Raw genomic sequence first — 24,877 nt, forward strand, 5'->3', positions numbered from 1 at the left:
GCAGCGTCACTTTGGCGGACGCTTGCGCTTACGTGCGTTATCGACGAGAAAATCGAGTACGACTTCGTCCAAGGGTTTCTGTGACACCACACCGTCACCGAAGGCGCGGGTCAGCTGCTCCTTCGCCGACTCGGGCTCTGTTCCATTGGAAGGCGCTGCACCTGCGGGCGTCTCCTCTGAAGCCTTGGTCGCAACCGGGCTTGGCTCGACGATCTCCGGCGGAGGAATAGTAACATCGGTGTCCGGCCCCTTCTCGTCGTCAAAAATATTGGGGCCCAGACGCGAAACGATCGCTTCGTCGTGTTCTCCCCTGGTCAGACCGCGCAGCATGGTCTTGTGCTGGTTTTCCATCATCGATCGGACTTGTTGATCGAGATCATCCGCTCCGAGCATGTCGGCGTACTCGCCCTTCATGGAGGCGAGGATGTCTCCGCCTTTGAACAAGTGCGTGAGGATGTGCGGGTTGCTGACACCACTCGCCTCACTCTGGACGTGGAAGAGAACGCCGCGGTGGCGAATGTTCGTGTTGAAACCGGAAACCATTCCCAACTTTTGTCCTTCAAAACCGAAAGTTCGACCCGCGTGAAGCCCCGCCACGCTTCGAGGCTCCGATAGTACGGAATTTCGCACGCACACATTGGCGCGCGACACCGAACACATCACAAACCGGCAAGCACGGATTTTCTATCGGGAATTTTGGGTTCGACCTGAACTCCACGGAGGCCATCGGCCAATTAAACCCGAAGTCCATGCGGTGTTAATTCCCCTCATTCTAGAGATGGCTCGGGTTCCGGCTGAACCCAACCCGACGGAACCATTGCAAAGGCCTGTCGCGTCGCGGGTTTGCCCGCCCGGGCGGGGGTTCATCCTGCGGGCAGTACTTGTCGCATGACCCGCAAAATATTTCCACCCAAAATTTTTGCGATGGATGCATCGGAGAGCCCGGCGTCGATCATGGCCTGGGTGAGCACGGGCAACTGACTGGTATCGAAGGCGACGGTGGTCGAACCGTCGTAGTCCGAGCCCAGAGAAACGTGCTCGTCTCCCACCAGCGCGATGATGTGGAGCATCGCGGCGACAATCTTCTGGGGCGACGTCCCACAGACCGCCGTCACCCAGTACCCCACTCCGATCACCCCACCGCCCTCAGCGATCGCGCGCACCTGTCGATCGGAAAGGTTGCGGGGGTTGTCGCAGGTTCCCTTGACTCCGGTATGGGAAACCACCGTTGGAACCTTCACCATGGCGAGCACTTCATTTATGGCCGTAGGCGAAACGTGCGCGAGATCGATCATGATGCCCCGGTCGACCATGCCCGCCACCAACTCGCGACCCAGAGGCGTGAGCCCGCCTTTTTCAATTCCGTGGGCCGAACCCGCATAGGCGTTGTCGAAAAAGTGCGTGAGACCGATCATCCGAACGCCAGCGAGATCAAAGCGCGCCAAATCTGTTGCTGGATTCTCCAGAGCCTGCGCGCCTTCCAGTCCGAGCAGGGCTCCGATCCGGTTCTCGTTTCTGGCGCGCGCGTCGAGCAGCGCCTCGAGATCTGCACGCGTCCGGATCAAGACCAGTTGGCCCCGAGAGAGTTCGACCGTGCGACGGATCCGGGCTCCCTGCAGCATTCCCCGTCGGTACGGACTCGACAGACCAGACGGGCCCCGCTGTGCGAACTCCATCAGGGTCAACAAGTCGAGGTCGTTGCCGTCGGTTGCGTGAATATCAGAGGACAGCGGAACCTGGGTCGGCGCAGTAAAGAACTGCAGCCCGACGCCGCCCTCGACCAGCCGAGGCAAATCGACATGGCCGACCTCCGAGCGTTCGAGCAAGTCGCGCCCCGTCAGCGAGGAGTCTGCGTGCAGGTCGACCACGAACGATGACCGATGCAGCGCCCGAGCGTGTTCACTCACGACTGGAAGTGGAAGCGGCTCGACCCGATTCATGAAACGTTCGAAGTTGGCCCCGAGCGCGAAGAACGAAAACGTAAGCGCCAGGCACGCCACCAGCCCGTAGAGCACCCACTTCATCTGCTTCTTCTCCCTCCCAAACCCGCGATCGCACCCGATGCCGAGCTGTCATCTCAGCGCACGATAGCGCTCCCCTTTCCGGTTTCGATCAACCCCACAGCAGCTCACCTTCGGCTCCGGACAAGCGACGTGGAACAACACAACGGCTAAACTGGGTGACAGGTCACCGGCCGGCGAGAGCACGATCCGGCAAACCGAATTTACCCAATGAGGCTCAATGATAAAGAACATCACCATCGCGGAGCTCGTCGGGCCCGCAATCGCCAAGTACAGCTCCCAAGATCAACGTATATTCGCAGCGCTCGCCGAAAGAATCGCCGCCTCGCGTTATCGCGCCTGGGCGGAAGCCATCGGCGATGAGGACCAGCGCAGTACCCTGCTCGGCTGCGCCGGGCGCGAAGAAGAAATCGCTCAGCGGGTCGAATCCCTGGAGCCCGACGCGGCGGCGATGCAGGAACAGATGCTAAAAGACAATCCACAGCTGCAGCACCAGTATCTGGGCCTGTTCGATGGGCTGGCGCTGCCGGATCAGTTTGCGCTTTAGGCCGAAGCAGAACTCGCGGGTGCGGCGGCATGGCGGGCCTTTGCCGACGCGTGTTCCAACCCGGGTGAAGCGGAGAAACTGCGCTCGTGCGCTCCGCTCGAAGAAGCGAACGCAGCCGACCTGAAACAGATCATCGCATCGATGACCACCGGACGTTGAGATCCGATGATCGATCTCGCCCGGATCTCGGCCAAGATGGAGAGCGCTCCCCGTGGCGGCGGGGATCGAGTAAGTCCCCCGATCGGCTCGATGTTTTGCATATGCTCGCTAAAGTGGGGCGCGCCCGGGAGAGATTCGCTCAAAGGCGTGTTCTCTCCGTGATTTAGGCGAACTACTTCCAGTGCTGTGGGTGTCAAAGGCTGTACACCCCCAAACAGATAACTGCCGTACAAAGCGAGTAGGCTCCCATGCCCGCGTTTAGAGAGACTGGTCGATGAGCCGGGTCTGCCCCCCTGGGTTCCCGACGCGCCCCCCATTCCGCAACCGCGGACGTCTCGTCCTGTTCGCCGTTTTGTACAGCATTTTCGTGAGCTTACCGGCATTTTCGGAAACCCGGTCGGAAACCGGTGCCGACGGCCCGGTGTTCGAGGTGGACGGCTTCGCCCTCAATTACCGCGAGCCCCACCCCGACCATCCCTGGCTGGTGCATATTTTCCCCCACACAGTCGATCTCCAACCCACAGCCAGCGGATATGTTGCTCCCCGCCCAGGCGCTGAAATCGAGCGCGTAACCCTCACGGGTGATCCGCAGCCGCTGGCCCGCTTTCACGCCAGTGCGCTGGCGACAATTTCTCGCTCACTGTTGCGCGCGACTCATCAACTCGGCCTGTTGGGCGTCTACGTCCTGCCCGACCCGCTCGACATCGATCCGCGCAGCGAAAAGGATCTGCGCGTCAAATCCGAGCACGAACCGCGGCAGCTGCTGAGATTTTTGATATCGACCGGGCGAATTCACGAAGTCCGCACCATCGCCGTGGGCGACCGTATCCGGGGTGACTGGGTGGTCGATCACAAATACCACAACGAGATTCGCGATCAGTCTCCTCTGCAACCCCTGATCTACGCCGGCGAGGGAACCACGGATCTGATTCAAAAAGACGTGCTCGAGGACTATCTGTTTCGGCTGAATCGACATCCCGGTCGCCATGTAGAGGCAGCGCTCGCAGCTTCTGAAGACGGCACCGGCGTGGCGTTGGACTATCGAGTTCACGAGGCACGCCCCTTTACCGCATACCTGCAGGTTGCAGACACCGGCACCGCACGCACCAACAACTGGCAAAGTCGCCTGGGGTTCATTCACCGCCAGCTCACCAATCGTGACGACATCCTCAATCTCGAATACCTGAACGCCGGCTTCGACAATCTCAATGGCATCAACGGTTCCTACGAATTGCCCTGGTTCGGCGAGCAGCGCCCGCGTTGGATGAAGAACAGCGGCTTCGAGCCGGGATGGCGGAGCTGGATCAACCGAGACAAGATTCCGTGGTGGGGAAGTGACCGTCTGCGTTTGCGCGCATCGGGAGGATTTAGCCGAGTCGCCATCGGCTTCGGTGAACCCGAACTCTCCCAGGTCGACAAGGCGATCACCACGGACTGGAACCTCGCTGGCGAACTGATCTACGAAACTTGGCAGCGCAACAATTTGTTCATCGACACCTTTGTCGTCGCCAAACTTCGCCGAGTGGAGTTCAAGAACACAACGCTCGGCAACAAGGGAAACCTCGACCTTTCGACCGGAACCTTTGGTGCCAAAATCGAGCGCGTCAACGAGTACTCGAGCCTGCGCAGTCGTCTGAGCGTCGAGGTGGGCAGTGCGAAGGGAAGTAACGAAGACTTCAGTGCCCAGAGTCGCCCGGATGCCGCCAAAGATTGGGTCGCGCTGCACTGGAACATCGGGATCAGCCATTATCTCGAACCGCTGCTCAACCGCGAGGCCTGGGCCGATCCCACGACGGCCGAGAGTTCGACCCTCGCACACGAAATTGCGCTCAGCATTCGCGGCCAATACGCCTTCAACTACCGCCTGATCCCGCAGATCTCCCAGCTGATCGGGGGCCTGTACAGCGTGCGGGGCTTTGAGCAAGGCGCGTCGGTCGGCGACTCCGTCTATATAGGTAGCGTCGAGTATCGCTTCCACTTGCCCCGCGCCCTGTCGATCCGACGGCAACCCCTGAGCGTCCCCCTGATCGGCGACTTTCGCGCAAGCCCCCAGCAAGTGTATGGCCGACCTGACTGGGATCTGGTGCTTCGCGGCTTTTTCGACGTCGGGTACAGCGACCGCAACGGCGGCGAGGGTGTTTTCGAAACCGACCAACTATTGATGTCCGCTGGTGTAGGGTTGGAAACGACGTTCAAGGGAAACATGCGCCTGCGCGCCGACTGGGCCCGGGGCATCGTGGAATCGCACAGCAACTCGGCTGGCCGGGTCAAAATTGACCCGAAGGGTAAGTTTCATTTCCTCTTCAGCATCATGTACTGAACGGCAATCTCGAGCGAGTTTGCAGGCGGGTTTCGGTTGAATGTGGAAGACGAAATGAAGGCGGGAGCAAGCAGAAACGGATGAGTGGTTGGCAATGAGAGATTGTAATTTCAAACGCGAGGGTGGTGTCCGGAGCCGGGGAGGCAAGTCTTCCCCTCGCCTGGCAGAGCATCTGCGCGTGCGCAACGGCCCGTGGAAGCGCCGGGTTGCCTGGCTCACCTTGTTCAGCTTCTTCGTGAGCCCCGCCAGCGTGAGCTTCGCGAACGAATCCACCGCAACCGCGATCGGCAACGCAACGACCCAGGACGGGGCCTTCACCGAAAACACCCAGACCCACACGACATTCGAGCAGGATACGAGTCGGGCGGTGATCCATTGGGACGTCATGGATCAGCAAGCCGACAACACCCTGACGTTCATTCAGAACCAGGGTGATAGCGTGCTCAATCAGGCGCAGGGGATTTCACCTTCGGTGTTTCGCGGGCGGATCGACTGCGAGTCATGCGTGTTCGCCAACGAAGCGGGAGTGACCTTTGCCGACGGATCCTATATCGATGTGACGCGCCTGGTCACGATCGCGGGCAACGTTTCAGTGCAGGATTTCCGGGCGGGAGATCTCCACGCCGAAAACATCAACGGCGAAGTGCACAACTTCGGCCAAATTCACGCCGACAGCGCGCTGCTGATCGGTGCCCGCATCACCAACGGCGGAGAGATCTACATCGCCGACGGCACCTTGACCGCCGTGGTGGGCCAAGAGGTTTGGTTGCGCGAACACGACAGCAACGTGGTGATCCACGCGCAACTCCCCGACCCAGGCCGACTGAGCGATGCAGGAGAGTTCGACGAACTCCCGGCGATCGACAACTCGGGGACGATCGACGCTGGAACGGGGAGCGTGCGTTTGCTGGCCGGGGACATGCTCTCCTTCGCCATTCGCAACCAGGGGCGCATTCGAGCCCGTGAAATCAGACTCGAAGCGGGGGAAGGCAGTCTGGTCGAAGTCTCCGGTGGCGGGATACTCGACGCAGGAAACTCCCAGGTAGGCGGTGTCGGGGGAACCATTGCCGTTCTCGGCGACTACGTGGCCATCGCAGACGAAGCCGTGCTGGACGCATCCGGGCACTCCGGCGGAGGCGAGATCCTGGTCGGCGGCGATCGCGGCGGAGCAGCCGGCACCCGGACGTCGAAGAGCACTTACGTCGGCAAGCACACCCTGTTGCGGGCGGATGCCACGCACTCGGGCGACGGTGGCAAGATCATCGTGTGGTCGGACGGGGGTACGCGCAGCTACGGCACGATCTCTGCGCTCGGCGGAGTCGATTCTGGTAATGGTGGCTTTGTCGAGACCTCGGGGCTCGAGCATCTCGACGTGTTGAGCAGTCCGCTGATTTATGCGCGCAGTGGCAACGCGGACGATCGCGGTGGGGAGTGGTTGCTCGATCCATTCAACATTGACATCGTGGCGATTTGCACGACGACTTGCCTGGACGACGATCTCATCGAAGACGGGAGCTATGACCCCGATCTAGTCTTCACTACTACGGTGTTTGGCAGTTCTAACCCCTCTGAGATTCAAGTCGACCTGCTCAAGGAAGTTCTACTGAGCGGTGCGAACGTCACCATCACGACCCAGGGCGAAGGGAGTGATGCGGGTGACGAGGTTGGGAATATCAACTTCAAGGCTGACCTGATTTTTTCGGGCGGCGCCCTGTTCGACACCAAAGCTTCGCTGTCCCTGTTCGCCGCTGGCGACATCACGATCAGCAACACGATCAGCAACAACGACAGCAATCTGACTCTCGACCTCGACTTCCGAGCGAACGACTCGGGTCAACCCGAACTCGAACACGAGACGATCAACTACGCGTTGCTGGGTGACCTCACGATCGATGCGCTGATCGAAACCGGCGGCGGCTCGGTGTTGCTCAGCGGCATCAACGTTAATCTCAATGCCACAAAGACGATCGACACCGATGGGGGGAATATCGATTTATTCGGCGCCGACGTCAGCGTCGCTGGAACCCTCGATTCGGGGGGCGGGGACGTATTTGTCCAGGCGGTCCGAACCCTCACCGTCAGCGATGATGGCAGCAGCTTCAGCGAGGCCGGCGGGAAAGTCGAGATTGCAACGACTGGGGTCATCGTCACCGATGGAGGCAAGGTCGACCTCGTTGCATTCACGGATGCCATCACGAGCCCCGGCGGGGACGGAGAGACCCTCGTCAATATCTACGGCGAGATCGACACGGAAAATTCCGACAGCGATTTCGTAGGCGGCGATATTACCGTAACGGTCGTGGGTGATGCTCGGGGCGTTGAGATCATTGACCGTCGGAGCGTAACGACGGATCCCATGCTGAAAACCGGCGGCGGAGACTTCGTCGTACTCAGCGACTCGAACGTGACGATCGGCGAAGCCACGATCGATACTCGCAACACGAGTAGCGACCCCGACGAAGATGGCGATATTACGATCGCCGCGCGCCTGTTCACAAGCCTCCAGGCGACAGGCACCAGCGGCATCAAACTGCTCGCCGACAGCCGGATCAATATCTCAGCGGGGGCCGATCGCGGTCAGAATTTGAGCATCGACAGCACATTCGGCTCGATCGAACTGGCCGCTGACCAGATCAATCTCACTGCGGGGGACGGCACTGGAGCCTTTGCAACCTCAGAGGTCGTTCTCACGGGTGGCGGGTTGCAATTCGCTGATGGTGCCGGCACCGCGAACCCGGAAGAGCTGACGATCAGCCAAGATGCCACGATCGACGGCAACAACGCGCCCGTCACCACCCAGTTCATCGTTCCTGCAACCGCTTTGGATCAGCTCACATTGCGATCCTTCGACAAAGACATTCAACTCACGGGTGTCAATCTGGCGCTCAGCGACGAGTTGACCCTCTCTGCAAAAGAAGACATCAACTTCACCGGCAGCACGTTGAACGTGGAGTCCAGCCTGAACCTCGAAGTTTTCGATGCCTTCGCGGTGGGGAGCACCCTCGCCAGCGAGATCAACGCCGCCAGCGTCGCCCACCCCATTGACCTCAGCATTACGGCGGGGGCCTTGGGGACACTCACAAACACCGATGAGGCGGGACTCTCGATCGACGCCGACTTGACGCTCACCAGTAGCGCTTCGATGTTGCTGCGCGGGGGCGCCGGGGGCGCTGGAGACCTCACGTTCAACGGCGCTTCGACGCCGACCCTTACCGCGAACGAAATCACCCTCTGGGCCGGAAGCGGAGCCAGCGGCGGAAGCCTGGTCGATGCACCCCGGGTCCTCGCGCTGGATGCGGCCGGTATGGTGGAGCAGGTCAATTTCGATCTCATGGGTAGCTCGACCGCATTCACACTGCGGCAGTCGGCTTCCATCACCGACGCAACCATCCCCAACAACACCACTCAGTTCGTGTCGGGTGTCGCCGGCGTAAACTACGCCCTGCGCTCGGATGCTGGGGGGATCGGCGGCGTCGACGAGATTGCCAACAGCAAGCTGGAAGACACATCCCTCTCGCTTCACGCGTTCGGCACGATCGACCCGGTGTTCACCGGCGGTAGCCTTCAGGTACAGAACCTCGATATCGGCGGTCTCGATTCCTTCGCCTATACCCGGGATCTCAACAACGAGTTCAAGGTTGACGCCGGCGGGGTGCTGGTGATTCGCGCAGGCATGTCGGGAACCGGCGACCTCAGCTTCGATGGAAGCTTGGACGGGAGTGAAACCGATACGAGCTTCAACATTGACGCAGACGAAATCCGCCTGGTGGCCGGCGATGGCCTGGCGGGGCAAATCGAATCGCGGGTCATACTCGACAACAATGCAGCTGCTGAAAACCGGCCGACTTTCCGGGGAGCGGGTGGAGACACCGTGCCGGTCACAACATTCGTCTTCCGCCAGGACGACGCCATCGCGCAGAACAACCTTCCTTTGATTGATAAGTTCTTCAACGGCGTCGCACCGGATATCTATGTCGTCCACTCGGACCACGACGGCAGTCTATTATTTGCACCGCCGCCGAGCATCTTGATCACCGACTTCGACAACCTGCCGTTGGCGACCAACCGCCTCATCCTCTCGGGAGAACACGTCACAATCGCGCGTGATGACAATCTCGATCTCGTTTCCGACTTCGCACAAGGAAACGCTTCGTTCAATCTGGAAATCCGGGCGAACACGATCGAACTCCGCGCCGATGACCTGCTCGATACCGAGGGTTCGGTCCCGCTCAGCATCTCGATCTACGACTTCGCCAGCGAGAATGTGCCCACATTTACCGACTTCGAGCGCAGCCAGGACGACGACGCTTCAGAACTCTTCACTCCCGCTCTGATTGACTTCGCCAGCTCGCCTGCGACTACGCCCATTGCCATTTTGCTTTCCCAAGAGGCAGACATCACGAAAGATGTTCTGGAAGAAATTCGCGACAGCCTTGGCGCCCCGCTCCTGACGACCCACGACGATCCCGACGACGATTCCGCCCTGCGCCTCGAGCTCGACACTTTCGAGGGAAATGTGGAACTCAATAGCGCAGCACAATACGTCGAATTCATGGATCTGCGAATTGTGCTGCGCGCGGACGACGCCATGATCGACTGGAATCAATCCTCGGGCTCGTCGACTACCTACAACCTGGCAAACCTGGTCATCAACGCGAATCATTCACTCGTCATTGGCGACGCGACGAGCGTGGACAACTTCGAAATCGTTTCCGAAACCGGAATTGAGATAAACGCCGGAAACGCGGGCTCCGACGGCGACCTGAGCTTCGGGCAGCTTGTGATCCTCACCGCCAACGCGATCAGACTTCGCGCGGGCGTGGATGGCCAACTCGCGGGCAACGGTGAAACTCCTGCTGTCGACGTGACCACCAACTCGACGGAGTTCAATTTTGTCGACACCGCCGATTCCGGCGACCCGCCCGACACTGTATTCGAGATCCGCCAGGACGCGGGCTTCGTCGATAATTTGGGCATCGCCATAAACGGTGAAAGCTTGATCGCCGGGTTGATCCAGATCCAAGGGCCGAACGAGATCGGAACCCTCCGCCTGGTTTCGGATGCTGGGAACATCACGATTACGGATCTAGCGGCAACGTTCGTTCCCTACTTCCCAGGCACCGCCGGTTCGGTCGCTCAGCTCGAGCTGACGGCCGGAGCCGCCGACCCCCTCGGCCAGGGAACCGTCACAATCCAGGACGTAACCGCGACCGACACGGACCTTACCGCCTACGACAGCGTGGACATCACCGCCGACGAGATCATCCTCGCTGCCAACGGGAGCGGGATCGTAAGAGCGAGCGATCTGGACGTAATTTTTCACAAGGGGGAATCGGGTCCCGCGCTCGATCCCCTGCGCTTCACGATTCGCCACGATAGTGCCGACATCTGCGAAGGCGCCGTAGATTGCGCGATGGCTTCGCTCGATGCGCTCCCGGATCTGAGTCAATTCGATTTGCGGAGCAGTTTTCCATTGCTCCACTACACCCTCGAATCGATTGCTGGGTATGTCGAGCTCACGACCCAGATCGCCTCGAAGATGTTGGTCGGCAGCGACCCGTTCCTGCAGGGGGTAGACCTCACCTTGCTCGGCAAGGGCGGAGGCGATTTCGACGTCAAAGTCAGCGCCGACCTGCCGGACCGCGACGCTGACATCCAGCTCAACTCCCTCGTCATTGGAAAGGTCAATGACCCGCTGAGTATCCGCATCACGGATGTCCATCTGGCCACGATCACAGACCAGACGTATTACGGAACGGTGGAAATCGAAAACACGGCCGAGCTGACCGGGGACACCCTGCATTTCACCGAAGATATCTCAGCGGTCATGGCGGGCAAGGATGAAGACCTCACCTTGAACGTGCGCGAGCACCTGCGGATCGACGGCGATATCGATCTGCTGACAACGGGCAGCTTGAGGATCAACCTGGATCCTACGTCAGCAGATTTCCCGCGCGTCGAATTTGGCGGCGACGGTGCAATACAGATGGTGCGCGCCGACAGTGTCGAGATCTTCGCGACTCCCGAGGCAGATCTCGACGGGTTCAGCGGCGAGATCCCCGTGACGGAACGCGCCTCGACCACCGCGACGATCGGAAAGCGGAGCGGGGATTTGGTTTTCGACGTCAACAAATTTGCCATGTCCGAGGGCGAGAAGCTCTCGGTAGGGGGTGCGCTCACGATCGGAAAGCCAGGCGCACTGGAAGCCTTGATCGGGGATCTGTCGGCGGTCACGATCGATGTCATCGCCGCCCGAATCGCCATCGTGCTGCGCAGCGCCGGTCGTTACCTGGGCCTCGACGGATCGCTCGCGAGTGATGCGGGCGTCGACCTCGTCGCCAATACGATTCACCTCAACGGCGCAATCGAACTCATTGGCAGCGGAAAGACAGCGAGCTTTGGCCTGCTCAATCCGTATACGGCAGACGCAAACCTGGCGTCGTTTCCCGTCGCGGGCTTGAACGCCAACAACCGCGCCATCGCGGCCGCTGACTTCGATTGGACTCTGGCCGACGCCCCTCCCGACCTGCACCCCACCGGTGCGACCCGGGACGATTTTTCGAGCGTATTCTTTGGCAAGGAAATCGTGCCGGCACCCACGGCCTGGCGCGCAGAACCCTTCATGCCATCGGACGAAGCCCTGCTGGCGCGACTCGAGATCGAGGCCCGCACGGACTCACCTCGGGCCATCCACGGCCGCCTCGATGGCGCCGGCATCATTGATGATGTCGGCAGTGACCTGCCCGACCGGTCATCCGACCGGGTCACCGTGTCGATTTCGCGCGTCCTCGCACGGGACGCGGAAGCCGTGGCCGATCGCTTCGATCGACTGTTCGGAAAGGATGGAAATCGCGCGGAGCATGTCCGCCAGGCCTTGCAGGCGGCATTGGACGACTACTTGGCTACCAGTACTACACGCCGGGTACTGGGCTTCGAGTTCCGCCGCTATTTGCGCAACCGACCCAATTCACAATTTGACGCCTACCAGGCGCTAGAAGATCTCGATCGTCTGTTCTCATACCATCGAAACCTCGGCTTGACGTCCGGGGAGTACAAACGCATTCAGCGCCGCTGGCTGCAAGACATCAAACCCGACGGAATCAGCCTGGAGCAATTGGCTGAAGCCATTCACCCGACGCGATTTGTTCGAGGGAGTGACATCCTCGAACTCTTCGGAGATTGAGTACTGCGATGAAGTTGACGTTGCTGACATCCAAACCTCGAGCCTGGCTCGGACGGCGCCCTGGCCTGCTGCTGGTCTTGTGCGCGGCGCTTTCGCTTTCGAGCGGAGCGTCGGCGCAGACGTTGTTTGTCGATGAAGGCGGCGTCACGGATCACGCCGGACACGTCCATAAATTTGAATCTATAGACGGGATCCAAACAATCGGAACTCCATTTGATCTCGACATGACAGACTTCTCCTTTACCGACATCACCGACTCCGACTTCAACAACGCAATCTTGACGTCTGCAATACTCAACAATATATACATTCGACTCTCAATTTTCACGGACGCCGACTTCACCGGTGCCAAGTTCCAGCGAGCCATCGTACGCGCGGGAAACTTCGACGGAGCAATTTTCACGGGTACCAATTTCAGCAATACCCAGTTCAGTTGCGTCCCTGATCCAGACGGAGATTCATCCAGCGACTTTCCGGACATCTGTCCCTCGTTTGTCGAAACTGACTTCACGAACGCAATCTTTACCTCCACATACTTCGGTCCAGATACAGTGGGAGACCTGCTCGTCTTCTCGGGGGCCAATTTTCGAGGCGCCGTCCTCACCGGCGCCGTCTTCGCAGGCATCTCCGAACCCTGTTTGCTGTCTCCGACCCGGTGCATGCTTTGGGGCGACGACCCGACGGGGATGAACCCGCTGGTTGAGGGCCTGACGATCCTGAGCCGCTCTGATCTGCGCGGCTCGGACATGCGCAATCTCGATTTTGAGGATGGGGATTTTTCCGACGTATTTGTCGCCGGGATCCGCTTTGAAGGCTCGAACTTTACAGACACGAAGTTCGATCTGATTGACTCCATTTGCGAGATCACCCCCGGTGACGCGGACGACATCGCTCTTTGCGCGGCTTTTGCCAGCGAGTATCCGGTCGGGATCAAGGCCGATTTCCGCAACACCACGATCACCGACTCGAGCTTTGTCCAGGCCAAACTCGGCGGCACCGACTTCACAAACGCAAGCTTCAGCAACGTCGTGCTCGATTTCGCCAACTTGGGTTGCACCACCAACGTAGGTGACATCGACAACTTCGCCGAAGACTGTGGTGATTGCGCAAACTTTTCGGGGGTGTTCGTCGACACGGGTCTGGTCGCCGGCAAACACAACATTCGTATGCGCAGTGTCACCTTCGACAACATATTGGCGTGCTCGGCACTCAGCACGCTGGTCAATGACCTCAGCTACATGGACCTCGACAACGCCAGCTTCAGCGACGCAAACGTTGTAGCGGCCATGGTGGATTTCGTAGGGTCGAGCCTCGTCAGTGCCAACTTCAGCGGAGCGGTCATCACCGGTCTGGATTTCACCGGCGCCAACCTCACCTCCTCCAATCTATCCAATGCCAGCATGGCCGGTGTGTACTTCAACGACGCGATTCTCGACGGCAGCAACGGCGGCGGCGGCACGTTCAGCGGTGCGACCTTCATCGGTACGTCTACGTCTCTCGTGGGCGCCATGCTGACGTCAACTTTCTTCGACGGCGCGATATTCACCGACGCCGATCTCACGAACGCCAATTTCAGCAACGCCGATCTTTCGGGTGCGATATTCACCCGCGCCGATCTCACGAACGTCGATTTCAGCAACGCCGATCTTTCGGGTGCAGTCTTCTCGGTTTCCGATCTTTCTGGAGTGAACTTCACCGGCGCTCAGTTCGATAGCGCCACCCAACTCAACGGCGGCGGTGGTTCTCAACTCGACGGCATCATTTTGGCTGGCGTAGATCTCACGGGCTCTACCAGCCTGTTCGAGGACACGGTTTCGTTCATCCCCGGGGCCGGTGAGACTGCGGCCGACGCACTGGGAGTGAATCTCGACTCGCAAGATCTCAGCAATTTCGACTTCACCGGAGTCACCCTGACCAACTGGAGTTTCGACAGTGCCAACCTCACGGGGGTCGACTTCACTGGGGCCACGTTGACGGGTGCCAAATTCACCAACGTGCAGTTCGATGATTACTTCGATGGCCTCATCGGTACCAACACCACGATGTTCTCCGGAGTCGATCTCAGCGGCTCGGACCTGAGCGGCCTGGATCTCACGGGCTACGACCTGAGCGGTGCAGACCTCACCGGGGTTACGGTGACCAACACCAAGTTCGTCGATGCCGACCTGGGCAACACAACGCTCGATGGCCTCGTGAGCAGCTGCAACGGGGGCGTCGATTGCGCTGAGATCACTGGGGCAATGCTCGACTGTGCAGATATTTCGAATACGAGCTTCGCGTCCCTCGTCACCACCGACATGCTGGGTGCACCCAACGCTGCTACCGAGCTCTTCCAATTCGTCGATCCCGACCTCAGCGGCATCAAGCTGAGAAGCGCAGATCTCCAGGACTACAATTTTTCGGACAATTCCTCGAGCATCACTTTGACCGGTGCCGACTTCGAGGGCAGCGACGTCAGCGGTGCAGACTTCACCGGCGCGACCCTCGACGGCATTCGCCTCAAGGACGCAACGATCTGCAGGACGGTCGATTCGGTCACCACCTGCCCCACTTTCTCCGCGACAAGTCTGGTGGGCAGCACCGACTGCAACGACCAGGAGGCTGCTGATTTCAGCGGCACGGATTTCACCCAAGCCCCACTCGACTTATTCGCTGGGGGCGCGATCACCAACGCCAGCGCTGAGTGCGTGAATTTCACCAATGCGAATCTCAGCCACACGTCCGTTACCCCGACCAGCGGGTTCGATTTCAATGCTCTCACACTCTGGAATGGAGCAGTTCTCGCGGGAGCCGATCTCAGCTACCAGAACTTCTCGGGGCTTCCCAACGACTTCTTCACGAAGCTGGGCCACGCAGCCGAGAGCCGCGACGACATCTGCACCAGCGATGACGACAACGTCGCAACAATCGATCCGACACCCGACCTGAGGGCGACGATCTTCAGCTGCGCAAATCTCACGGGACAGCGACTGACCGGACTGGCGACGTCGGGCGCGGACCTGCGAAATGCCGTATTTGTCCGTGCCACGATCTCGGGGGCGACGTTTAGCCTGGACGCCTCCGAACTGGAAGGTGCCAACTTCACCAACGTGAATTTTGACGACGTGGATTTGGCCGATGTCTTTCAGGGAGTGGCGACCGTCAAGCAAGCCGACGGAGTTACGGAAGTCACCGACGATGAAACTCCCCCGGTCCCATACCCGAACCTCAAAGGTGTCTCCTTTGCCCACGCGACGCTAGAGATCGTGGGAGCGACCCTCGACCTTCACCATGTAGACATGACCGGCGCGGATCTCGTGGGTGCGAACCTCAATGGGGCCGACCTGACGGATGCGATCCTCGATGAAATCCCTGATAGCAACGGAGAGGGCATCGGAGTTCTGTGCGGAACGGTTGCCGCTTCGCAAGATTCTTGTGCGCCACTCGAACAGACGACGGTGTCGTGTCTCACCCTCGTGGGAGCGAAGCTGGCTGGGGCAAGCTTCCAAAACATCGACTTCACCGACCTGTTCGATGACACCTCAGCAGGCGCCACCCCACAAGACTTCTTTCAGACGATCGACGGACCCGACCTCACCCGCACAGATTTCAGCGGTGCCAACATCACGGGCATGAATATGAACGGCATCGATTTTACGGACGCGGAGTTGTTCTCCGTCGAGCCGTTCTGTGACACCGTAGGCTGTGTGACCTTTGAAGGCGCGACATTCGGAAGCAGCAACCCCGAGATCCTGATCAACTTCTCGGGACGCGACTTCATGACCGCCAACATCGCCGGCGCCACGTTCAAGAACGTAAGCCTTGCGAGCACCGACTTTACCGAAGTGGTCGATCTGTGTATTCCCATGGGCGCATGCCTCAGCATCACCGGAACGAACTCGAGCCTGTCGAACGCGGATCTGAGTGGTCTCGACCTCACTGTCGTCAGTTTTGGCACCGGTGCGGATAAAGTCATCGATTTTAGCGCCGCGCTCTTCATCAACTCCAATCTTTCAAATTTCGACTTCAGCGATCGAGACTTCTCCGGGGTGGATTTTACAGCGACTGATCTATCCGGTGTGATCTTCGAGAACGCTAGCTTGGTGTCTGCCAGAGCCGGCTGTCGCATCTTTGATGGCGTCGAGATCTGTACCAATTTCGAGGGTGCCAACCTGTGCGGCGTCGATGCACGAAGTGCATTGTTCGAAGGAAACTTCGCAAACGTAGACACCTCTGCCACAATGACATGCACAACCTCTGCGAACTTCAGTGGCGCCCGATTCATCAACATCGACTTCGACAGCACTACGAACTTCGCCGGCGCCAATCTCGACAACGCCATCTTCGATCCCACGGTAACCTTCTGCGCCACGCTCATGGACTGCCTGGACATCACCGGGGCAAGCCTGGTCGGCGCCACCCTGTCGGGCTTCGACTTCAACAGCGTGCCCGATGACTTCTTTACCACCGCTGCGAACAACGACCTGCGGCAGATCGACTTTTCCGCTTCGAATCTATCGAGCAAGGATTTCTCAGCCGCGGATCTGGCTTTCGCGGACCTGAGCGAAACAGATCTGAGCGGCGCGAACTTTTCGAACGCAAACTTCAACAAGACCCAGTTCGCGCTGGGCGCCGTCACCGACGGGACAACGTGCACGCTCGCCACGGGAGGCATCCCGACCGACCTGCGCGGTGCGGATATCTGCGATGCCGACCTCAGCCGCGCGTTGAATTTTCAGCGAGGTTGCATTCTGGTCGACGCAACCACGTCCTACAATTCCGGTACTGAGTTCCCACCGGGCTTCGACCTTTTGGTGGAACTCGGTCCCCGTGGCGGGTGTTCGGACCCCCCCGGCGGAGTCATAATCCCCGAACCGAGCCACGTCCTGCTCCAGGGCACAGCCCTCGTCCTTCTCGGTTTGCTCGCCCAGCGCCGAAGAGTCCTTCGCGGACGACGGACCCATTAGGAAGCTGGTCTACACCAAGAGCTACACCGCCGCAGAATACGGCGGTGCTGGGTCGTACTCCATCATGCGTTGGGTGTTGCGCGCGTGCTCGGGGCTGAACATCTGTCCCACCACCCAGAGCGACATGTCGATCCCGGCCGAGACTCCCGCCGAGGTGACCAGCCGACCATCGCGCACGTAGCGGATGCGTTCGAGTACTTCGCTGTCGACGGCGTGCTTGCGCAGTTCTTCGATACAACCCCAGTGGGTCGTAATTTGGCAACCCTTGGTGAGGCCAGCCTTGGTCAAGATCATCGAACCCGTGCATACGCTGGTCACCCAGCTGCAGGCCGGAGCAATCTCTTGCAGCCAGGCAAGCAGCGTTGGATTTTCCATTTCGCTGCGACTGCCCGCCCCACCCGGAACCACAACGACGTCGAGTGCGGGCGCGTCCTCAAAGGAATGGTCGGGAAGCACCCGCAGCCCCTTGGAACAGCGCACGGGATCCTTGCTTTGCGCGATGGTGACCACCTGCATTTGATCCTGGCCAAGCGCGGCCATGCTGAACACCTCGTAGGGCCCCGCCCAATCCAGTTCTTCGGCGTCGGGATAGAGAACGATGCCCACTACGATGGTCTTGCTGCTCTCGCTCGTCGTCGAATCGGTCATGCTGTCTTCTCCTTCTGGTCGGTCTGGCCCGTGGCATTGCTCCGGAAACGGTCGCGGTACTCCGTGGGTGCCACGTGCAAGTTGCGCAGAAATGCTCGGCGCATGGTTTCGCTGCTGCCGAAACCACAGGCTTCGGCAATGACCTCGACGCCGCCGCGAGTTTCTTCGAGTCGCGTGCGTGCGGCTTCCACCCGGGTCGTTTCGACGAAGCGAGCCGGAGTGCTCCCGACTTCGGCGCTGAAGACTCGTGCAAAGTTGCGCGGGCTCATTGCACTGCGCGCAGCGAGGTTTTCGACACTGAGATCGGCGTTCGGATGCTCGACGATATAGCTCTGGACTTCGCGCAAACTGTCTCGCTCCGCCAACTGGGCCGAAAGCTGCGCGCTGAACTGAGATTGGCCTCCCGGACGCTTCAAGAACATCACCAGGGTGCGCGCCACTTGGAGCGCCGTCTGGCGCCCAAAGTCTTCTTCGACCAGCGCGAGGGCGAGGTCCATGCCCGCGGTGACACCGGCCGACGTATAGACGTTGCCATCCTTGATGAAGATGGGCTCGGGATCGACGCGCAGGCCCGGGTAGAACTTCTCCAGGAGATCACAGGATGCCCAATGCGTCGTGACACGCCGCCCCTCGAGCAGCCCGGCCCGGGCGAGCAAGAAGGTTCCCGAGCAAACCGAAGCAACCCTGCGCGCCCGGGGCGCCAACGCTTGAATCCAGGCGATGTGAGCCGGGTTCTGAACAGCGCGCTCGGTTCCCGTCCCCCCCGGCACCATCAGGGTGTCGATGGCAGCTTCATCGTTACACACGTCGTCGAGACTTCTGCGCGCCACCAACTCGAGTCCGGAAGACATACGCACGGGGCCGGAAGCCAGGGCTGCGAGTTCGATCGAGTATGCGGGACCGGAGATCTCTCCGGTCTCTGCCTCGCCCACGCTCGCTGCGGTAGAGAAGACTTCCAGCGGACCGGTGATGTCGAGGATCTGCGCGTCGTCATAGGCCAGCATGACGATGCGCCTGGGGCGCTTCGGATGCCCGTCGCTCGCGTCTCGCTTGAAACTGTCGTCAGGCCAAAAACCCATGGCCCGACACTGCCAGCCGGATGGCCTGTCAGCAATGACCAATAGCCCTCTTTTTCTGCCAGTTGTCGAAAAGCCCGAAATTCCTGGGTAAATCAGGCTGAATGGGGCGGATGTTGCGCCGACAGGGCGGCGTTGCACCGCCAACACGGTGTCGCTCCGCTAGGGCTTTGGAGTTACCGGAGCCACACCGAGGATTTGCCATCCCTCGCCCAGGCTGCCGAGCGCTCGAGCGCATGCCTCCTGGTCGTCGACCGCGCGGATCTCCAGGCTTCGGGTCCGGGGTGTCCCGGCGAGCGCTGCGCGCACGCAAAACGTCGCTGGCGTCGGCTCGCACGCCCCACCCTCTTCGGCAGTGGCCTGCGCGTTCGCCGCCTGATGTGCCATCGCGGGCACCAAATCCCGCATCAGGCGATCGTAACCCTCACACGCTCCCTCGATCTCGAGCCCAAACCCTCCGTCCCCCATCACCTGGGCTGAGCGGTGCACCTTGCGCTTCCACACCACCCGGGCGGCGACGTCGGTGGAACGCGGCCCACTGCCAGGTGAGAGATGCAGCACGATCTTTGACCCCACCCGCGGTGTCACCCGCGAACTCAAGAACAAGCCGCTCTGAGAGACGTTCAGCACCATCCCGAGGTGGTGCCCCTGGTCGTCTTCGAATTCGCACGGGATGCGCTTCTTGTAGCGAGGATGATGTTGGGTCTGCACGGCGATCTCCTGTCGGAGGAGGGAAACCACGGAAACTGGCGGCTTCGAGAACACATCGTCCGCGCGGTGGCCGGCCTTGAACGTCCAGCTCTCATGAGCCTCCGTCGTGCCGCCAGAGCGCTAAAGCGGCTCTGAGCCCAGTCGCGCGCGGCACTGGGTTTGTGGCGCCGTTCATATTGCCAAGCCAGTGTGCATGGGCGATCGTTGACCTCGATCAAGAGCTAGAGGGTGCCCTGCGAAGATTTGCGCGTTGAAATTTTTGCAGGCGGTTCCCCGGTGCTTCGCGAATCACTGCGATGTTGCACCGGGAAACTGCGGGAAGCCGGTGCAAGTCCGGCGCGAGCCCGTCGCTGTAACTGGGGACGATGAGCGGATCTGTGCCACTGGTCCTGTTTGCATTGCGCGCTTAACGCAAATGGCAAATGAATGAAAGACGACTGGGAAGGCCCGCATCATCGAGTGATCCAGAAGCCAGAAGACCGGCCCTCTATGCGGGATGCCACGGTGAAACGTGGTAAGTGCTTTACGACTCTTCGGAGCAGGAGTGTAGAGCGAGGTACCGGTCCGACATTTTGTCTACCGACCCGGCGCTTCGCCTGAACCCTGTCCATCAGTCCTGCACTTCGCCGCAGCGCTTGCGATCCGGCAACGCCGTCGTTTCGACGTTGCCGTCGAGGCAACCCTGCGTCCGGGACGACGCACGATGGGAAGGGAACCGGAACCATGCGATCCATGAAAGAACGAAGACGGCCCGCACGGGCCGCCGCGGCGCTCGTGTGCGCGATCCTCGCCGTGAATTCAATCAGCAAAGTTGCGAGTGCCGCGAACTGCACCGCGCCCGGATGCACCATCGCGGAGATCAATGCCTGGGCGACTGAGGTCGTCGAGTTGATCCGCGGTGCCATCAACATCGATGTACCCGAAGCCGGGAACGTCACCTATGGCGATCCCGCAGACATCCTCGGCATCGCGTCGGGCGTCCCGACCGAAGCCGTATCCCTGGGCGATGCGGGGTCGGTCACCGTGAAGTTCGCCGATCCGATCTACGACGGCCCCGACTTCGATTTTGCGGTCTTCGAGAATGGCATCAGTTCTGGTGACCCCGCTCTGATCTTCATGGAACTCGGCTTCGTGGAAGTCTCGAGCGACGGCATCAACTTCGCTCGCTTTGGCGCCCTCACCTCGCGCACGACCGCAGTGGCCAGCTTTGAAGAGACCGACCCCGACGACTACGACAACCTCGGGGGCAATCGTCTTGCGGGCACCGGCACGGAATTCGATCTGTTCGAGCTCAGCAATCACCCCCTGGTGATCAGCGGCGACGTGGATCTCAATGCGATCCTGTACGTGCGCATCGAGGATGTCGTGGGCAACGGTTCCCGGAGCGATTTCATGGGCAATCCGATCTACGACCCTTTTCCCACTCCGTTCATCACGGGAGGCTTCGACATCGACGCAGTCGGTGCGATCAACGTACCCGAACCCGGGACCGAGACCGGTTTGATCGCGGGAGCCCTCGGGCTCGCATGGCTCTCGCGCAGACGCGAACGCGGAAGCGTTTCAAGTCAACGACGACCGAGATAGACCGGCGATGATTCGCAGAGCCAAACCTCACTGGGCTGCCCTGCTCGGAGCCGCATTCGCACTCGGGGCGAGTGCGCTGCCGCAGATTGCGACGGCACAAGTCACGGACCCGGAGGATGAGGCGATCGAGGAGATGATCGTCGTTGGGGTCAAGATGGGAGCGTTGCCCATGGACGCCACCTCTTTCTCCAGCGAGATCGATCTCCAACGCTTCGAGGGCGAGCAGCGCCGCCTCGAGGACCTGTTGGCACAAACCGTTGGCGTGCAACTGCGACGCTTTGGCGGACCGGGGGAGCGAGCCGAGATTTCCATTCGCGGTTTTGCATCGTCCCAGGTCGTGGTGCAACTCGACGGCATGACACTCAATAATGGAATGGGCGGCGGCGTAGACCTCTCGAGCATTCCACTGGCGCAGCTCGAAAGTGTGTCTGTCACCCGAGGCGGGAGTTCCCTGCGCGCCGGGAGCGGTGCCATGGGCGGCGTCGTCGAACTCCGAACCCGGCGGCCCGACTTTCCGTCCCAACTCGCCAGCGCCCAGGCGGGTTCTTTCAACACCTACGACGTCTCCTTCTACCGCACCCAGCCGGGCCGCGTGGCAGATCTGGGATTCGGATACAGCGGTTTCAGAACGGATGGAGATTTTGAGTTTGCTCGCGTCGAAACTCGACTTCCCAGTGGCCAGATCATTCTCCCATCAACCCCGAGTGCGACCCGCATCAACAACAAGCACACCCAACACAACGGTCATTTGAGCCTGGGAGTCGATCTCGACTCGGCGGGCTACCTGCTCGCTCAACAGAGCTTCTCCTACAACGATCGCGGGCAGCCGGGACTCGATCGAGAAGTCCCGAGCATCATTGCGGGGCAGCAGCGCCTTGCCCATCAACGTGTCTTGCGCAGCCTCTCTCAGCTGCGATGGGAAGAATTCGAGCTGGGTCTCGAGGGCGCGAGCATTCAGGCCTCGCTCAGCCATCGCTTCGAGAACTCGAGATTCAACGACCCGAATCCCGCTCTATTGGCACCGATCGATGATCAGTTTGACGACATGTCGACTGCATTATCCCTGCGACCGGAATGGACTGTTCGGGGGTGGGGGGGCGATCACCATTTCAACAGCGAATTGCTCCTGACTCGGGATGCCGCTCGGGCGAGCGGAGACCGGTTGCGCGAGCGCATTGGCGTTGCCTGGGTGCTGCGCGACAACGTCCGATTCTTCGGACGACATCTCCGCATCGAACCCGGCGTGCGCCTCGATTGGACCGACCAATCGGGAAGCCGCCTGATCCCGAGCTTGGGAATTGTCGTTGCCCCCTGGCCCTGGTTGCACGTCAAGGGCAACGTCAACCGCTCCTATCGCAACCCCAGCTTCCAGGACCTGTACCTGCCCGACCGCGGCTCGATTAGCGGCAACCCCGATCTCGAGCCCGAACGCGCCACCAACTACGACCTCGGCTTTGAGCTGGTTCTTGATTCATTTTTCTTCCTTCACAACATCCGACTCGCGACCTCGCTGTTTCGCTCGGAAATCGATGACTCGATCATCTGGGTGCGCAGGAGTCCCTACAAGGTCCAACCCATCAACTCGGGTCGCAGTTACACAGAGGGAGTCGAGATTTCGTCCAGCGTTGGACTCGGGCCGTATATCACGTTTTCGGCCAATCACACCGAATTGCGGGCGCGGACGAGACCCGACGGCATTCGGTTGCCCGGGCGTGCCGAACGCGAAACCCATGTGCGAATCGAGCTGGGACGTGCTGGCGTCGTAAAGGCCGTCGGCGAGATGCAACGTACAGGGTCCATTTCTGTTACCGAGAGCGGGAATTACTTGCTGCCCTCTCGAACCTCGTGGAACGCATCACTCGAGTTCGAGCTGAGCCACTTGCTTCAAGGGAAGCGAAGCGATCAGAAACTTCGGCGTTTGTGGGCTCACGCCGCGATCGACAACATCAGCAACATCGCAATCCGTGACAGCCTTTCGTTTCCACAACCGGGACGCAACCTGCGAGTTGGCGTGGAGGCGCAATGGTGAAACGCAAACTCGTGCTCCTGATTGCAATCGCCGGGCTTCCCCTGCTCGGAAGCAAGTGCGGCGAAGGAGATGGCTCGGGAGGGAGTGCACCGACCCGCATCATCAAGGCGACCGAATGCGCCCCCATCGTCGGACAATTTCCGCCGGGCTTCGATTGGCTGCCGGGCGATCTTGGGCATGCGATCGCGGTTCAGGACGCCCCACCAGCCGCCCTCTTCTTCGACATGAACGACGACCGGCCTGAACTGCTCGCCCAGGGCACGTTGGGGATCATTCCCCCGGACAGCGACGACGATGGATTCAGCGACGAAGATCAACGCCTGTGCGCTTCGGATATGATCGGCGAGATCACTGTACTTGGCGAACCTCTCGGCGTCTCCGAACAGCTGGGCTTCGTCGCGGCGAGCGGCTACGAGCAGGTGATGTTCTTCCGCGCTCCGAACGGTGATCTCACCAGCTTCGACGTAACCAATCCCCCCGACAGCGCATCCGGCAGCTACTACGGAGAGGACTATCCCTATCTGCCCGCAGATTCGGACGAGCGCACGGCGATCACCACCAAGGCCTGCATCTACTTGACCGGTGGAGCGGTCACGACTTCGATCGGCGACGCCGTGGGCCAGCATCCCTGTTGCGACCGCCGCACTGACGTTCCGAGTTTTTTCACCGCCTTCACCGCCGGCTTGTCCCTCGCAGCAGATCATTTGTACGTGGCAACCTCGAATCTCGATCTCCCGAACAATTTTCTCGGCCGGTACTTCCCGGGAACTGTGTTGGTCTACGACTTCGATATCCGTTCCGATCCCCCCGCGATTCAACCGAACGTGGACACGCCCGTGCTGTTTACGACCGGGTTCAATCCGACGGGTGTCTCGCGTTACACAACAAGCATCGGTCGCGAGCTCGTATTCGTCACGAACAGCGGGGCCGTTGGCCCCGGCATCGGTCAAGCCAACATCCTGACGGAATCGTTCATAGACGTCATCGACGCTGCCTCCCGGCGACTCGTCGCGACCGTTCCCATGGGCGACGCTGGCCTGAGCTTCGATGGTCTGACGATCGATCCCGCCCAACGCGTCGGCATGATTGGCTCGTGGACCCTGCGGGTCCTCTACGCAATCGATCTGCGGGTCTTCGAAGACGAAACGCTCTACTTCCAGAGCGACGTCGTCTGGCTGGACGGCAGCGATCCCGATTTCCCAGACGCCCGCATCTTCGACGCCGACAATCCCTTTACAATTCCGGATCGCGAGGACGGCCCCCACCCGATCCTGTGTGAGGGCTGGACGTTCGTGGCGATCAACGAAGCAGGAGAGTCGGCGTACGTGCTGGAGCGCTGCGATGGAACCATTACCCAGGTCAATCTCCTCGACCCGATCATGAGTTGTGGAGCCGCAGTGGGAACCGACACTTGTTGCGACCAGATCCCACTCCCGGGCAGCTGCTTTTCCCTCGGAACGGTCCAGAACCTGACCGAACCATTCGACACCGTGACGGGCGACCACGGCCCCTCGCAAATTCGCGTGCGACCGGGAGAGCCGGGTATCGACTACACAGGCCCAGACCTTTTCTATACCGTCGATCTACCCGACGGACAGTTATGCTCGTTGCGCGTTGACTCGTTTTGAAATCTGTCCGAATTCGCGTGGAGCC

The 24,877-nt window shown here is 60.3% G+C and carries 12 protein-coding genes and 1 riboswitch; of the genes, 7 read left to right on the top strand and 5 right to left on the bottom strand.

Features of this window, described 5'->3' with window-relative positions:
* Nucleotides 1-6: 6 nt before the first annotated feature.
* Nucleotides 7-597, bottom strand: coding sequence for a hypothetical protein (locus IH881_05120; GenBank protein ID MCH7867056.1), 591 nt, complete (start codon nucleotides 595-597; stop codon nucleotides 7-9).
* A gap of 266 nt (nucleotides 598-863) precedes the next feature.
* Nucleotides 864-2,024, bottom strand: a complete 1,161-nt coding sequence (locus tag IH881_05125) for a dipeptidase (protein ID MCH7867057.1) — start codon at nucleotides 2,022-2,024, stop codon at nucleotides 864-866.
* Nucleotides 2,025-2,241: 217 nt separating this feature from the next.
* Between IH881_05125 and IH881_05130 the strand changes: the two genes are divergently transcribed.
* The 4 genes from IH881_05130 (at nucleotide 2,242) to IH881_05145 (ending at nucleotide 17,176) form a co-directional block, all read left to right on the top strand.
* Entirely contained in the window at nucleotides 2,242-2,568 is a 327-nt protein-coding gene (locus IH881_05130; protein MCH7867058.1) for a hypothetical protein, read from the top strand.
* Between the two features lie 526 nt (nucleotides 2,569-3,094).
* Nucleotides 3,095-5,047: a hypothetical protein gene (locus IH881_05135; protein ID MCH7867059.1), complete on the top strand. Its 1,953-nt coding sequence runs from the start codon at nucleotides 3,095-3,097 to the stop codon at nucleotides 5,045-5,047.
* A 94-nt stretch (nucleotides 5,048-5,141) separates the two neighbouring features.
* A complete protein-coding gene (locus IH881_05140; protein MCH7867060.1) occupies nucleotides 5,142-12,230 on the top strand; it encodes a hypothetical protein in 7,089 nt (2,362 codons plus the stop codon).
* Nucleotides 12,231-12,238: 8 nt separating this feature from the next.
* The gene (locus tag IH881_05145) at nucleotides 12,239-17,176 is read left to right on the top strand and encodes a pentapeptide repeat-containing protein (GenBank protein ID MCH7867061.1); all 4,938 of its coding nucleotides are present in this window, start codon (nucleotides 12,239-12,241) and stop codon (nucleotides 17,174-17,176) included.
* A 21-nt stretch (nucleotides 17,177-17,197) separates the two neighbouring features.
* Here the strand turns inward: IH881_05145 and IH881_05150 are convergent, their stop codons facing one another.
* The 3 genes from IH881_05150 to IH881_05160 form a co-directional block, all read right to left on the bottom strand.
* Nucleotides 17,198-17,824, bottom strand: coding sequence for a DJ-1/PfpI family protein (locus IH881_05150; protein ID MCH7867062.1), 627 nt, complete (start codon nucleotides 17,822-17,824; stop codon nucleotides 17,198-17,200).
* Complete coding sequence (locus IH881_05155) at nucleotides 17,821-18,903, bottom strand: GlxA family transcriptional regulator (protein MCH7867063.1); 1,083 nt, start codon at nucleotides 18,901-18,903, stop codon at nucleotides 17,821-17,823. The genes IH881_05150 and IH881_05155 overlap by 4 nt, the downstream gene beginning before the upstream one ends.
* A 159-nt stretch (nucleotides 18,904-19,062) precedes the next feature.
* Nucleotides 19,063-19,611, bottom strand: a complete 549-nt coding sequence (locus IH881_05160) for a PilZ domain-containing protein (GenBank protein MCH7867064.1) — start codon at nucleotides 19,609-19,611, stop codon at nucleotides 19,063-19,065.
* 249 nt (nucleotides 19,612-19,860) lie between these two features.
* Nucleotides 19,861-20,114, top strand: a riboswitch (cobalamin riboswitch).
* A 229-nt stretch (nucleotides 20,115-20,343) separates the two neighbouring features.
* Here IH881_05160 and IH881_05165 point away from each other — a divergent pair.
* The 3 genes from IH881_05165 to IH881_05175 are packed head-to-tail and all read left to right on the top strand — an operon-like array spanning nucleotide 20,344 to nucleotide 24,852.
* On the top strand, nucleotides 20,344-21,195 hold the full coding sequence (locus IH881_05165; protein MCH7867065.1) for a PEP-CTERM sorting domain-containing protein: 852 nt from the start codon (nucleotides 20,344-20,346) through the stop codon (nucleotides 21,193-21,195).
* A 7-nt stretch (nucleotides 21,196-21,202) separates the two neighbouring features.
* Nucleotides 21,203-23,224 (top strand): TonB-dependent receptor, encoded by a 2,022-nt coding sequence (locus tag IH881_05170; protein ID MCH7867066.1) that lies wholly within the window; start codon nucleotides 21,203-21,205, stop codon nucleotides 23,222-23,224.
* A complete protein-coding gene (locus IH881_05175) occupies nucleotides 23,218-24,852 on the top strand; it encodes a hypothetical protein (protein ID MCH7867067.1) in 1,635 nt (544 codons plus the stop codon). The genes IH881_05170 and IH881_05175 overlap by 7 nt, the downstream gene beginning before the upstream one ends.
* Nucleotides 24,853-24,877 lie beyond the last annotated feature (25 nt).

This window comes from Myxococcales bacterium (assembly GCA_022563535.1).
Lineage (GTDB): Bacteria > Myxococcota_A > UBA9160 > UBA9160 > UBA4427 > DUBZ01.

What these genes read in the sequence shown, in the direction of transcription:
- IH881_05175 (MCH7867067.1), top strand. Translation starts at nt 23,218, where the DNA reads ATGGTGAAACGCAAACTCGTGCTCCTGATTGCAATCGCCGGGCTTCCC.
- IH881_05140 (MCH7867060.1), top strand. Translation starts at nt 5,142, where the DNA reads ATGAGAGATTGTAATTTCAAACGCGAGGGTGGTGTCCGGAGCCGGGGA.
- IH881_05165 (MCH7867065.1), top strand. Translation starts at nt 20,344, where the DNA reads ATGAAAGAACGAAGACGGCCCGCACGGGCCGCCGCGGCGCTCGTGTGC.
- IH881_05130 (MCH7867058.1), top strand. Translation starts at nt 2,242, where the DNA reads ATGATAAAGAACATCACCATCGCGGAGCTCGTCGGGCCCGCAATCGCC.
- IH881_05155 (MCH7867063.1), bottom strand. Translation starts at nt 18,903, where the DNA reads ATGGGTTTTTGGCCTGACGACAGTTTCAAGCGAGACGCGAGCGACGGG.
- IH881_05125 (MCH7867057.1), bottom strand. Translation starts at nt 2,024, where the DNA reads ATGAAGTGGGTGCTCTACGGGCTGGTGGCGTGCCTGGCGCTTACGTTT.
- IH881_05145 (MCH7867061.1), top strand. Translation starts at nt 12,239, where the DNA reads ATGAAGTTGACGTTGCTGACATCCAAACCTCGAGCCTGGCTCGGACGG.
- IH881_05150 (MCH7867062.1), bottom strand. Translation starts at nt 17,824, where the DNA reads ATGACCGATTCGACGACGAGCGAGAGCAGCAAGACCATCGTAGTGGGC.
- IH881_05170 (MCH7867066.1), top strand. Translation starts at nt 21,203, where the DNA reads ATGATTCGCAGAGCCAAACCTCACTGGGCTGCCCTGCTCGGAGCCGCA.